A 12,357-nucleotide genomic window follows, 5' to 3' on the forward strand; every position below is an offset into this window, starting at 1 on the left:
GTATGCCTTCATTTTTATCTGGGCAGAATACACAACATTACTATTAATCGTACCTCAGTAGACTAGGAATTGCTCTATGTAATTGACAATTGCTAGTATCGTTACCAGAGTAGAGAGCGATCGCCGCTCGATTACTCAACGCCTACGTAAAAAGCTAGAAAGAACGCACCCTGAAAGACCTGAGCAAAAGTTAGGTTAATGACACGATCGCATAAGGAGAACTATCATGGTTTGCGACAAAATAGATCGCTCTACACCAGACGAGCAAAGCAACAGTTCTAAAGCCCCCCAAGGTACACCTGGAGAAAGTTCTTACCATCCACCCATCGGCAAGCCACTGACGGATTGGGAGCAACCAGATTATGACGAACTCGATCTATGCATGGAAGTCACAACATATATTTACCAATGGCAACGATCGGGGCTGGGGTAAGAAGTCAGAAGTCGATTGACACTCCTCTAATCCCTTGTCTCCTTGTCTTCGCTCCTCCATGTCTAACATGAAAAACCACTCGCGACCGCATTTAGCCCAAGGTGTACGCTTGCAGTGGGACGAGTTAAGACAACAACATTTACTTCTGATGCCAGAAGGCGCGCTGATGTTAAATTCTACGGCGGCGGCTGTATTAGAGCTGTGCGATGGTAGGCGTACCATTGGGGCGATCGCGCAGCGGTTAAAAACACAATATCGAGGCGAGACACTAGAAGATGACGTGCGCCGCTTGCTGATTCGGCTCAGCGCGCGGGGACTATTAGTCGAGCGCGATTAATCGTGTCGATGCCAAGGAGAAGAATTAATGTCAGAATTCTTACCAGTCAAGACGACGGATAGACCTTTGACTCTGATTGCAGAGTTAACCTATCGCTGTCCCCTGAGTTGTCCCTACTGCTCTAATCCACTCAACTATCACGATAAACATTATCGTCAGGAACTTGCTACTGATGATTGGCTGCGGACGATCCGGCAAGCCCGAAACTTGGGTGTATGGCAATTGGGTTTTTCTGGTGGCGAACCACTGTTGAGACAGGATTTAGAGGTTTTAGTCAAAGCAGCCGCCCAAGTTGAACTTTATACGACTTTGGTTACTGCTGGTACATTATTGACATTAGAACGAGCTACGCAGCTTTGTCATGCCGGACTTAACCACATCCAAATTAGCATTCAAGATAGTCGCGCTGCCCAGTCTGACTATCTTGCTGGCATTCGTTGTTTCGAGCAAAAACTCGCTGCAGCACGAATTGTCAAAGATTTGGGTTTACCACTGACGCTGAACTTTGTCTTGCATCGGCAAAACATCGAGCGCCTGGAGGAGATGTTAGAGTTATGCGAGCAATTACAAGCAGATCGGGTAGAACTGGCACAGACTCAATACTACGGTTGGGCATTGCATAATCGTGCTGCTTTACTGCCAACACCCCAACAATTAGAACGAGCAGCGCAGATTGTAGCCGTGGCTAAAAAAAGCCGCATTTGCCCGATGGGAATTTTATATGTCATTCCCGACTATTACGAAGATTATCCCAAACCCTGTATGGGTGGTTGGGGTCGTCGGGCTTTGGTTGTGGCTCCCCACGGGGATGTCATGCCTTGTCAAGCCGCCAGTTCTATTCCTGAGATAGAATTTGCTAACGTCCGCGATCGCGATTTAGATTGGATTTGGTTTGAATCGCCTGCTTTCAATCGCTTTCGGGGAACCGACTGGATGAGCGAACCATGTCGCAGTTGCGATCGCGCCCAAATTGACTTTGGTGGTTGCCGTTGCCAAGCACTACTGTTAACAAATAACGCTGCTGCAACCGATCCAGTCTGCCATTTATCACCCCATCATGACTTAGTAGTCACAGCCAGAGAAGAGGCATTAGAACAATCTCTGCCTTTGGTACATCGCTCGTCGGTTGCATCGCTCGGCGTAAAGGAGGCGTACCATAAGTAGTACCAGCCTCCCACATCAAAGCGCATAGCAAATTGTAAGCGAGTCAATAAACAGAAAGCTTTGTACGTACCATAGAGGGAGTTTTACAACGCAAAACATCCATTCCCAAAGTTGTGTTTAAATGTCGTAAATTTAGTTCAACACTCCAAGGTTCACCAGAAAGCCTGAGAACTTCAAGAGGAGAATATTTGGTTGTCTCCAATAAAGTAGTGATTAAACTCTCTCAGTGAGTGCGCAAGCCAGGCATGATAATTTAATAGTAAATTTCTCGCACACTCAAGGTGAAGGGCAAAGTCACAAAATTGACACTAATCAAACCTAAATGCTCTATCGGTGGTAGTTAGGATCGTTCTTATCTACAACCGGACGATCTGAAGCATCCAAATCTAGTTCTTCTCGCCGCACCGTTTCTTCGGCGTTGACCATTTCGCGATCGGTTTCCTTTCTAACTCTTACTTCTTCGCGTAAAACAGCTTCCTTACGAATGTCGGGAGTTTCTTCATAGATCTCCATACGTGCAGCTTCACCTTCGCGGAAGTTGGCTTCTCCTGGAGCTGCTGGTCTACCAGCATCATTTGGCGTGACGCGCTCGACCACGACTCGTTCTTTTTCTACTGGAACTGAAACTCTTTCTGTTTCAGTTTCAACGCGCTTGCCTACGGAAACTTCTCCGGCTTTACGACGGGTTTTATTCGCAATCAGCCTTTCTTCATACAGCTTGAGCGATTGACGATCTGGCTGGTTCATATCGTACAGATCTGGCTCTTGCTGATAGTTGTAAGTGCTGCGATCGGAATCAACTGTTTTTGCTGCTGGAGCTGTCGAACCTAATGCTGCTGATGATTCTAGGGGGCGATCGCGATAAACTCCCCGCACCCGTTCTTCGTATGCGTCATCAATTTTCAGATCGTCGCTAAACTCTGGTAAGCTTTCCGCTTGCTCTTTGGTAAAGCCGACCGCATAAACGTGTCGCTGGTTTTGGTCAATGCGAGAACGTCCCACTGGTAGCAATACCTGTTTACCAAAAATCCAAAAACCAGTGTCAACAACTAAATAACGAAAACGACCATCTTCATCGACCAAGATATTCTTGACAGTGCCGACTTTTTCATTATCTCTGTCTGAATAAACCTCGTAATCTTTGATATCGTCGCCGTCAAAAGAATCTCGATAATTAGTATCAAAGTCCTCAAGTTTGTGAAGAGCCATATTAATTCCTTCCATTTCATTTAAACTTATTAACCAGACTAAAACTTTATCTGGATAATGTATCTTGCTAGCGATAGAGATAAAATGTTTTCACTGATACAATTAATCTGCCTTTTGATGTAGCTACGTCCAATAAATGACAAGCTAACTAATAAACCAAATAGCTATCAATTTGTGATTGGATATAATTTATTGTTTCAAACTGAAGATAGAAAAAAATAAAAGCTAGGCTCTAGTAATACAGAAAATTAATCGAGTGGTTTGACGTTGCTAAGCAATAGCTGAACGCGATCGCGCCACTCAAAGCAGAGGAATTACACGCACAGGCGCGGGAGATCGTTCAGCCTGATTTCGAGCGATCGGTTTCCCTTGACACACTCTACGGACTTATCGCCATGTAAAATTCAGTTAAGTAGCGATCGCCGCAATACACTCAATCTCTACCAACACATCTTTCGGCAACCGCGATACTTGCACGCAAGCACGCGCTGGGGCATTTGTTTCATCAAAATGTTGAGCATAAACCGCATTCATCGCCGCAAAATCATTCATATCTTTTAAGAATACGGTTGTCTTCACCACATCCTGAAACTTTGCTCCTGCTGCGGCGAGAATTGCCTCTAAATTTGCCATCACTTGCTTTGTCTGGGCGGTGACATCCCCCGTACCGATAATTTCCCCACTCTGAGGATCGAGGGGAATTTGCCCAGCGACAAATATCATTTGTCCGCTAGCCGCGATCGCTTGATTATATGGTCCCACGGGTGCGGGTGCGGCATCGGTACGGATGATTTTACGAGTCATAAGTAAGTCAAAAGTCAAAAGTTAAAAGTCAAAATGTCTGGGGCTGATGATGCCAGCTAAATGCATGACAGTCTAGATTGGCGTAAGGTTGGCTGTACTTGTAGAAGTTTGTTCGCCAAATATCACAGTAGAACAACAACTATGTTAAGTAAACCCTACTCACTCGTTAACAAGGGACGAATATTGTAATGACGGTAACGCCAATAATCGCGCAAGATGCGATCGTGATCGAAGCATAAGTTCGTAGGGACTTGCCAAGATTCAAAAATGCCAACACCCTTAGCATCATCTCCAGCTTTGGGTTCGCCTGTTGCCGTAGCAATGAATACTACGCTTAACGTATGCTGGCGCGGATCGCGGTTGGGATCGGAATAAACGTGAAACTGTTCGATTAATTCTACCTGCAAGCCAATTTCTTCTTCAGCTTCTCGACGTGCGGCTAGTTCTGCTAACTCCCCATAATCGATAAAACCGCCAGGGATCGCCCAACCGTAAGGAGGATTATGGCGCTCGATTAAGACGATCGGTCGCTGCGGTCGGTCAATTAATTCAATAATGATGTCAACTGTCGGGACGGGATTGCGGTAAGCCATAAATAATTGGTTTTGCTTCTTAGTGCAAAGCTTGTTATAATCATGAAGCCATGTCACCAGGAGAGGTGGCTGAGTGGTCGAAAGCGGCAGATTGCTAATCTGTTGATGGACTCGTAAGACCCATCCGAGGGTTCGAATCCCTCCCTCTCCGTTTTAAGAATTTACCAGATTTCTGCTGTGGGTGAATTGCACCTCATCAACCCATAGCTGAAAGAGAATTGTGGCGATCGCCAATCGCCTCGTTCCTCTATCATTTGGCAAAAATTATTGCGATCGCGGAACTTTATTGCTGAAGAAAATATCTCCGCCATTGGGTAGGTGTAATTAGATCCAGTTTTCTACCTATTTATGCAAGAATAATCTGCATTAATTTTCAATCGCACAGACGATAAACAACTCTATGAAAACGACCGATCCTGTTTTGGTGAAACGCTTATCAGGTACTCTTGCCCTAGCTACTGCTACTCTCTCGCTCGGTTTTTTGGCTGCGGCTTGTCAACAAACCACAACAACAAGCAGCACGCCCCAAACCACAACTGCCGATTCTGCTCCGGCAACAGCTCCGGTTGCAACAAATGTACAAGCTAGCACGCAAGCACTAAAGCTTGGCTCTCTTCTCCCCGCCACGGGCGATTTAGGTCCCATCGGACAACAAATGTCGGGTGCTGTTCCCTTAGTCATCGAGACAGTCAATGCTTGCGGTGGTGTTAATGGCGCTCCTGTCTCCTTAGTGGCAGAAGATGACGAAACCGATCCGCGTAAGGGTGCGGCAGCAATGACGAAGCTAGCAAACGTCGATCGCGTAGCAGGTGTAGTTGGTTCTTTTGCTAGTAGCGTTTCTAGCGCGGCTGTACCGATCGCCGTGCGCAACAAGGTGATGCTGATCTCGCCTGGTAGTACCAGCCCTGTCTTTACAGATAGAGCCAAAAAAGGTGAATTTAAAGGCTTTTGGGCGCGGACAGCTCCCCCTGATACCTACCAAGCCGAAGCCCTAGCTCAATTAGCGAAAAAACGAGGTTTTAATCAAGTCTCGACTGTAGTAATCAATAACGACTACGGTGTAGGTTTTGAAAAAGCTTTTGTCCAAACTTTTAAAAAACTTGGTGGAACTGTCGTTAACGAAGGTAGACCGACTCGTTACGATCCCAAAGCAACAACCTTTGAAACTGAAGCCGCTGCTGCTTTCGCTGGCAAACCCCAGGCAGTGATTGCCGTCATGTACGAAGAAACAGGTAGCATCTTACTGAAATCTGCATACGAGCAAGGATTAATGCAGGGAGTACAGGTGATGCTCACTGACGGAGTGAAATCCGCCACCTTCCCTGGAAAAGTTGGCAAGAAAGATGACGGTAAGTTTATCGTCACTGGGGCGATTGGGACTGTGCCAGGTGCAGATGGCAAAGCACTGACAGCGTTAACCCAATTGTGGAAACAAAAGAAAAATCAGGCAGTTGGGGAATACGTCCCTCAAGCTTGGGATGCCACAGCACTACTCGTCCTCGCCGCCCAAGCAGCCAAGGCAAATACTGGCGAAGCAATTGCCAGTAAACTACGGGAAGTTTCTAACGCTCCAGGGACGGCAGTTACTGACGTATGCAAAGGTTTAGAGTTATTACGCAAAGGTCAAGATATCAATTATCAAGGCGCTAGCGGTAACGTCGATGTCGATGCTAACGGTGATGTTGTCGGAGTCTATGACGTTTGGACGGTCAAAGACGACGGTACTCTCGGTACGATTGGTAAAATTAGCCCGAAATAATTCAGAGATCGGTTAACGATGACCGATGTAGAGACGTTACATGTAACGTCTCTACATGTAATGTCTCTACTATTTTTAGAAGCCAGGGAAGTTATAGCCAACTCCTAGTAATAAACCAATGGAAGTTTCCTCAAAAAAGGCAACGTTTACCCCAGCCGTAGCAGTAAATTGATTAGTCAGGGGAAAATCTACCCCACCAGTAAGCAAGAAGTCGGTTTGACTGTCATCGCCAGAGGCGATCGCAACTCCCCCACCTATGTAAGGTGATATTGGTAGCGCAGCATCTATGACATCGACTCCTGGTAAAGAAATATCGTAAGTTAGGGGAATCAGAAAAACCGTATCTCCCCCAAAGACGGCAGACGGACGTAATGAGAAGTTAGCAGGCAGTCCAATTTTGCTAATTACTGCAAAGTTAGAGTCGCCTAAATCCGTGTCTCCATCCAAGCCTATATTAGCGGCAATGCCAACATAGCTAGAACCACCAAGGACTGCGCGTCCCACATCAGCGCTATCGACTTGGGCGATTTGGGAATTATCAATTTTTGTCGTTTCTAACTCTGGAGTTGTAGCAGGCTCAGTAGTTAGAGTCGTAGCTGAAGTCACAGACGTTCCTGGCATCGGGACGACACGATCTGGAGGTTGTGCGGGTTGATTTAACTGCGGGCGATCGCGATCGTACGTCTGAGCTTGAGCAGATAAACTCCAACCAAGTACGGTCAAGCTCGCAACACCGAACACCAACGGCAAATGACGAGAAAAAAGCATATTTGCGTTCACTCCTAGCAAATTTTATGCTGAAAACTTGCATAATTCACTCTATCTATTAGTTATTAGCTCTAGCTTTTTATGTTTTGTCAATGTTTGTTTGTCATTTGTCATTTGTTACTGGTCACTGGTCACTGGTCACTGATAACTACTCCCGATTCCCCAAAGTAGCGACTGCGGCAGCGAACTGCTGCGAAATGAAAGGTAAGATCTGACGATTTTTACTGTGGGGGCGACCTTCGGTAAATACAACTAATAAGTATGGTCGCAAATTAGGAATTTCTATATAAGCAGCATCGTGCCGGACTTGACTCGTCCAGCCAGCTTTTGCCCACAGTTGCGCTTCTGGGGGTAATCCGCCACCTAAAAAACCCGTAATTTGGTCTTCGTCATTATCTGTCGGTAAATCGGCAGGATTAAGGCTGCGCTTGAGTAAACTCATCATCGCCTGCGATCGCCCGCTAGACACCGCTACCCCGCCTACAATACTGTGTAACAATCTTGCTGTGGCATTAGTCGTCAGCATATTGCGATTGTCCATTAACTCCCCCACAAACGCTCGTTCGCGACCATAGGGACCATCACACCAAGTTTTTTGATTGACGTTGATTGTCGCCATCTCCTCCCAACCGAGAGATTGATAGTAGCGATTGACGATGTTGCGTTGAGTTTTCCAAGTCTCAAAAGGCGCGGCTGGGAGTTCGGGACCGCTAGTCGTACCGCTGAGAACGTCAACGATTAAACTAGTTGCATCATTGCTAGAATCAGCGATCGCATCGCGCATGGCGCGTTCGATCTCCGGCGAAGACCCAACCATGCCTTTTTCTAACCATTCTTGTATCGCCACCAAATAAAATAGTTTGACGATACTAGCAGGATAGATTCGTTCCACACCGCGATAGCTATACCCCCGCACTGGAAAATTCCAGAAGGCTTGGGGACTCAAAGCACCACCTGTATTGACGGAGACTGGAGGATCGTAGACAATCCACGTCAGAGCAATTTGGTTACGTGCCAAAGTGGGAAATTCTGCCCAAGTCGCTTCTAAAACGCGATCGCCCAGAGTTTCTAGTTGTTCGTCTTTGCGGAAAAAAAATGTCATAGCGAGGACAAGGGAGACAAGGAGGACAAGGAGGACAAGGAGGACAAGGGAGACAAGGAGGACAAGGGAGACAAGGAGGACAAGGGAGACAAGGGAGACAAGGAGGACAAGGAGGACAAGGGAGACAAGGAGGACAAGGGAGACAAGGAGGACAAGGAGGACAAGACTAATTCGCAATTCGCAATAAAGTAAATTTCTCGCCTCTTAGATCTTGCAACAAATGACTAATGACTAATGACCAATGACAAATTTAGAACAATTACAAATTGGCATTGAATATCAGTGCCTCAGTCCTCTAAATATATATGATTCTCCTCAGTGCGATCGCTTGGCAACTCAAGCAGCAGATGGAAGACATTTACAAGTTACGACTATGCCTGACAACCCGTCAGCAATTGAGGTGTGTTTGTGTGAAGATGATTATCCAGGTTGGCTGCTCGGATCTGACATCCAAAAATTAGCTATAGCCAAGTCTCCTTATCAAGCGATCGCTCTTTCTATTACAGAAATTAAGCACCGCTTGCCAAAAGTTATTGACTATGCGTGTCAAGCGATGCAGCAACCCAATTACTATTTATGGGGTGGAACGTTAGGACCAAACTATGACTGTTCGGGCTTGATCCAAGCAGCTTTTGTTTCAGTGGGTGTTTGGTTACCTAGAGATGCATATCAACAGGAAGCCTTTGTAGAGAAAATTTCTGAAGTGGAACTCTCACCAGGAGATTTGGTGTTCTTTGGGACGGATAAGAAAGCTACCCATGTGGGACTTTATTTAGGCACTGGATCTTATATACATAGTTCTGGGCAAAAAATGGGGCGTAATGGCATTGCGATCGATCGCTTAACGGCAGAGGGAGACGAAATTAGTTGGTCGTACTTTCAACAACTGCGTTCCTACGGCAGAGTCGTTAAGTGTTTTGAGGGAATTCGGAATTCAAAAGTCAAAAGTTAGAAGTCAAAAGTCAAAAATGAGGAGACAGGAGACAAGTCACAAGTCAAAATTAACTAACCACTAACCACTAACCGCTAGCCACTAGCCACTACTAACTACTCATGATCGTTTCCGATAGCTTAACTCAATCCAATGGGGCGATCGCCTCATATAAACTAGACGTTTCGGTGGTCGTACCAGTTTACAACGAGGTGGAGAGCATACCTCATTTGCTGGAGGCGATCGCTTCTACCATGAAAGCCAGTGGTTTAACATACGATATTATTTGCGTCGATGATGGTTCCAAAGACGGTTCGGCGGATTTCCTCAAGCAACAAGCAACAGAACGCACCGATTTAAAAGCTGTCTTATTACGACGCAACTACGGACAAACAGCAGCAATGGCGGCTGGATTTAAATATGCTACAGGGAAAGCGATCGTCACTCTGGATGCAGATTTACAAAACGATCCGGCGGATATTCCTGCTTTACTTGCCAAACTCGATGCGGGCTATGATTTGGTAAGCGGTTGGCGCAAACAACGACAAGATGCGGCTTTAACTCGCTTACTCCCTTCTAAAATTGCTAATAAACTCATTGGCATGACAACAGGTGTCAAGTTACACGACTACGGCTGTTCTCTCAAGGCTTATCGGTCGGAACTCGTAGCCGATATGAATCTCTACGGAGAATTGCACCGCTTTTTACCCGCTTTAGCCTTTATTGAAGGGGCGAGAATTGGCGAAATGCCTGTGAGACACCACGCACGACGTTTTGGTCGCAGTAAGTACGGGTTGTGGCGGACGTTTCGCGTGTTGATGGATCTGCTGACAATCTCCTTCATGAAGAAGTTTCTCACCCGTCCCATGCACGTATTCGGTCTGTTTGGGCTGCTGTCTCTAGTCTTGGGTACGGCGATCGGGCTATATTTGACTTTCTTAAAATTAGGTTTGGGTCAAAGTATTGGCAATCGTCCCTTATTGATTTTGTCTGTCTTGCTATTCATCACTGGGGTACAGTTGTTTTGCTTCGGACTACTGGCAGAACTTTTGATGCGGACGTACCATGAATCTCAAGGTCGTCCAATCTATCGCGTGCGAGAGGTCGTAGGTCATAATGTTAAGTAAAGTAAAAATATTTGATGTAGAGGCGTTACATGTAATGTCTCTACACTGAATAATCCCTACTCCCTAAAATTGAACCTTGAACGTTTTTCTGAAATTCGATCGCAGTTTGCGGCGAAATTTGCTGATTTTATTCTGTGCTGGGCTGAGTTTCTGGTCTAGTCTGACAGCATTGTTGCCCGTTTTGCCTCTTTATATCGAGGATGTGGGGGCGAACAAGCAACAAATTGGCATGGTAATGGGTTGTTTTGCCATTGGACTGTTATTATTTCGTCCTTGGTTAGGACAGCTTGCCGATCGCCGCAGTCGTAAACTGGTGTTATACATTGGCACGGCTGTAGTCGCGATCGCCCCTTTAGGTTATTTAGTCATTACATCTTTGCCTTTATTGATGGCGCTGCGGGCATTCCACGGGATTAGTATTGCCGCTTTTACCACGGGCTACAGCGCCCTAGTTGCCGATATTGCACCCCCCCAACATCGCGGTGAAGTTATCGGCTATATGAGTTTAGTGACCGCGATTGGTATGGCAGTGGGACCCGCCATCGGCGGTTTTTTACAAGCTGGGGCTGGCTATGCACCCCTCTTTCTCCTCTCGGCAGGGTTGGGATTTTTGGGCATCTTGTTTACTTCCCAAGTCTACAATCCACCGATCGCGAAAGTGACAACCGAAAGTCCTTCAGCAGATCGGTTTTGGAGTTTATTATTCAGTCCGCGACTGCGTATCCCCGCGATTGTTTTATTACTAGTTGGTTTGGCTTTCGGTACTTTAAGTACCTTCGCACCTCTATTTATTAAATCGACTCAAGTAGATTTAAACGCAGGATTATTTTACACCGCAGCCGCGATCGCGAGTTTTGTCGTGCGCTTGACTACGGGACGAGCTTCCGACCGTTACGGCAGGGGTTTATTTATCTCTATCAGCTTGATTTTCTACTCGGTATCGATGCTGCTGCTATGGCAAGCTACCAATGCCAGTATGTTTTTATGGGCAGCAATTATCGAAGGGGCTGGGGCAGGAATGCTATTGCCTACCATTGCCGCACTACTGGTAGACCGCGCCCAGCCAGACGAACGGGGGAGAATCTTTGGTGTGTGTATGGTGGGGTTTGATGTCGGAATTGCGATCGCGGGTCCCTTCTTAGGTTTAATTGCCGAACAAGTCGGTTATCGGGCGATGTTTGGTGCGGCTGGCGGGTTAACTTTCCTCGCTTTACTCATCTTTTTGACCCATTCGAGCAAAAGTTTTCCTGCCTCTTTACGTTTTGCCCTGGGCAGGGGTCAGGATGCATACGCATTAAAATAGGGGCGCATAACCAAAGTAGGGGCGCACAGCTGTGCGCCCCTACAAACCGATAAATCAAAAACGGGCGAGGAGGGATTCGAACCCCCGACACCGTGGTCCGTAGCCACGTGCTCTAGTCCACTGAGCTACACACCCTTGCCAGAAACTTATAGTAACACACACTTTGACTAAATGACACAAGAAAATTTTTCTGCTGCTAATTTGACTCATCTCGATTGGCAAGGGCAAGCTCAGATGGTAGATGTTTCTGCCAAACAGCCAACAGTTCGGGAAGCGATCGCCTCTGGTAGAGTGAGGATGCAAGCAGATACTTTAACAGCGATTCAAGCTGGCAACGCCCCTAAAGGCGATGTCTTGGGAACAGCAAGACTAGCTGGAATTATGGCAGCCAAGCAAACATCAAATCTCATTCCCCTGTGCCATCCCTTACCCCTACAAAAAGTCGAAGTTCAAATTACCCCCGATCCCGAACTTCCTGGCTATCAAATTACAGCTACAGTCAGAACCAAAGCCGAGACGGGCGTAGAAATGGAAGCACTCACCGCCGTTTCCGTCGCTGCTTTGACACTTTACGACATGGCAAAAGCCCTAGAAAAATCGATGCAAATTGAAGCAATACATTTGGTTAGTAAGACAGGCGGGAAGTCGGGAGATTATACGGTAATAGGTAATGGGTAATCGGTAATTGGTGGTTGGTAATTGCACCTGAAGCTCCTTTGCTCCCCTGCACCTGAAGCTCCCTTGTCTCCCTTGTCCCCCTTGTCCCCCTTGTCCCCCTTGTCCCCCTTCGCCCCCTAATCCCCACTCCCTTCGGTCGCGGGGAAGAG

The 12,357-nt window shown here is 46.7% G+C and carries 16 protein-coding genes and 2 tRNA genes; 10 read left to right on the forward strand and 8 right to left on the reverse strand.

The genetic code is table 11. The annotated features are described in order from the left end of the window. Positions 1–226 precede the first annotated feature (226 nt). Genes pqqA through pqqE form a run of 3 tightly spaced genes read left to right on the forward strand, consistent with a single transcriptional unit; the run spans position 227 to position 1,934 of the window. Positions 227–433, forward strand: coding sequence for a pyrroloquinoline quinone precursor peptide PqqA (pqqA, locus tag DSM107010_RS34275; RefSeq protein WP_106170832.1), 207 nt, complete (start codon positions 227–229; stop codon positions 431–433). 58 nt (positions 434–491) lie between these two features. Next, complete coding sequence (gene pqqD / locus DSM107010_RS34280) at positions 492–770, forward strand: pyrroloquinoline quinone biosynthesis peptide chaperone PqqD (protein WP_015154546.1); 279 nt, start codon at positions 492–494, stop codon at positions 768–770. A gap of 27 nt (positions 771–797) precedes the next feature. Then, complete coding sequence (gene pqqE, locus DSM107010_RS34285) at positions 798–1,934, forward strand: pyrroloquinoline quinone biosynthesis protein PqqE (RefSeq protein ID WP_015154547.1); 1,137 nt, start codon at positions 798–800, stop codon at positions 1,932–1,934. 327 nt (positions 1,935–2,261) lie between these two features. Here the strand turns inward: pqqE and DSM107010_RS34290 are convergent, their stop codons facing one another. The 3 genes from DSM107010_RS34290 to DSM107010_RS34300 all read right to left on the reverse strand — a co-directional run bounded on the left by DSM107010_RS34290 (position 2,262) and on the right by DSM107010_RS34300 (position 4,540). Continuing rightward, on the reverse strand, positions 2,262–3,143 hold the full coding sequence (locus tag DSM107010_RS34290) for a DUF2382 domain-containing protein (protein WP_015154548.1): 882 nt from the start codon (positions 3,141–3,143) through the stop codon (positions 2,262–2,264). A gap of 408 nt (positions 3,144–3,551) precedes the next feature. Beyond that, positions 3,552–3,947, reverse strand: coding sequence for a RidA family protein (locus DSM107010_RS34295; protein ID WP_106168914.1), 396 nt, complete (start codon positions 3,945–3,947; stop codon positions 3,552–3,554). A 155-nt stretch (positions 3,948–4,102) separates the two neighbouring features. Further along, positions 4,103–4,540, reverse strand: coding sequence for an NUDIX domain-containing protein (locus DSM107010_RS34300; protein ID WP_015154550.1), 438 nt, complete (start codon positions 4,538–4,540; stop codon positions 4,103–4,105). Between the two features lie 59 nt (positions 4,541–4,599). Here DSM107010_RS34300 and DSM107010_RS34305 point away from each other — a divergent pair. Beyond that, positions 4,600–4,691, forward strand: a tRNA-Ser gene (locus tag DSM107010_RS34305). A gap of 10 nt (positions 4,692–4,701) precedes the next feature. Here the strand turns inward: DSM107010_RS34305 and DSM107010_RS39035 are convergent. Then, positions 4,702–4,851 carry a hypothetical protein gene (locus tag DSM107010_RS39035; protein WP_158631942.1) on the reverse strand — a complete coding sequence of 50 codons (150 nt, stop codon included), beginning with the start codon at positions 4,849–4,851 and terminating at the stop codon, positions 4,702–4,704. A gap of 113 nt (positions 4,852–4,964) precedes the next feature. Here DSM107010_RS39035 and DSM107010_RS34310 point away from each other — a divergent pair, with 113 nt between their 5' ends. Beyond that, positions 4,965–6,299, forward strand: coding sequence for an ABC transporter substrate-binding protein (locus DSM107010_RS34310; RefSeq protein ID WP_106168918.1), 1,335 nt, complete (start codon positions 4,965–4,967; stop codon positions 6,297–6,299). Positions 6,300–6,374: 75 nt separating this feature from the next. Here the strand turns inward: DSM107010_RS34310 and DSM107010_RS34315 are convergent, their stop codons facing one another. Together DSM107010_RS34315 and DSM107010_RS34320 are read right to left on the reverse strand one after the other, a co-directional pair. Continuing rightward, positions 6,375–7,067 (reverse strand): hypothetical protein, encoded by a 693-nt coding sequence (locus tag DSM107010_RS34315; protein ID WP_106168915.1) that lies wholly within the window; start codon positions 7,065–7,067, stop codon positions 6,375–6,377. A 148-nt stretch (positions 7,068–7,215) separates the two neighbouring features. Beyond that, entirely contained in the window at positions 7,216–8,169 is a 954-nt protein-coding gene (locus DSM107010_RS34320; protein WP_106168916.1) for a serine hydrolase, read from the reverse strand. Between DSM107010_RS34320 and DSM107010_RS34325 the strand changes: the two genes are divergently transcribed. From DSM107010_RS34325 to DSM107010_RS34340, 4 genes are all read left to right on the forward strand, one after another. Then, on the forward strand, positions 8,140–8,361 hold the full coding sequence (locus DSM107010_RS34325; RefSeq protein WP_106168919.1) for a hypothetical protein: 222 nt from the start codon (positions 8,140–8,142) through the stop codon (positions 8,359–8,361). The genes DSM107010_RS34320 and DSM107010_RS34325 overlap by 30 nt on opposite strands. Positions 8,362–8,410: 49 nt before the next feature. Beyond that, positions 8,411–9,121, forward strand: a complete 711-nt coding sequence (locus tag DSM107010_RS34330) for a C40 family peptidase (protein WP_106168917.1) — start codon at positions 8,411–8,413, stop codon at positions 9,119–9,121. A gap of 101 nt (positions 9,122–9,222) precedes the next feature. Continuing rightward, a complete protein-coding gene (locus DSM107010_RS34335) occupies positions 9,223–10,227 on the forward strand; it encodes a glycosyltransferase family 2 protein (protein ID WP_015154555.1) in 1,005 nt (334 codons plus the stop codon). A 76-nt stretch (positions 10,228–10,303) separates the two neighbouring features. Then, positions 10,304–11,530, forward strand: coding sequence for an MFS transporter (locus DSM107010_RS34340; protein ID WP_127025115.1), 1,227 nt, complete (start codon positions 10,304–10,306; stop codon positions 11,528–11,530). Between the two features lie 61 nt (positions 11,531–11,591). Here the strand turns inward: DSM107010_RS34340 and DSM107010_RS34345 are convergent. Continuing rightward, positions 11,592–11,665: transfer RNA gene (locus tag DSM107010_RS34345), tRNA-Arg, on the reverse strand. A 36-nt stretch (positions 11,666–11,701) separates the two neighbouring features. Between DSM107010_RS34345 and moaC the strand changes: the two genes are divergently transcribed. Further along, entirely contained in the window at positions 11,702–12,208 is a 507-nt protein-coding gene (gene moaC / locus DSM107010_RS34350; protein ID WP_127025118.1) for a cyclic pyranopterin monophosphate synthase MoaC, read from the forward strand. Here the strand turns inward: moaC and DSM107010_RS39040 are convergent. Continuing rightward, positions 12,156–12,357 (reverse strand): hypothetical protein (locus DSM107010_RS39040; RefSeq protein WP_422387917.1); only part of this gene is annotated, 202 nt, incomplete at its 5' end. The genes moaC and DSM107010_RS39040 overlap by 53 nt on opposite strands.

The organism is Chroococcidiopsis cubana SAG 39.79 (assembly GCF_003991895.1).
Classification (GTDB): Bacteria; Cyanobacteriota; Cyanobacteriia; order Cyanobacteriales; family Chroococcidiopsidaceae; genus Chroococcidiopsis; species Chroococcidiopsis thermalis.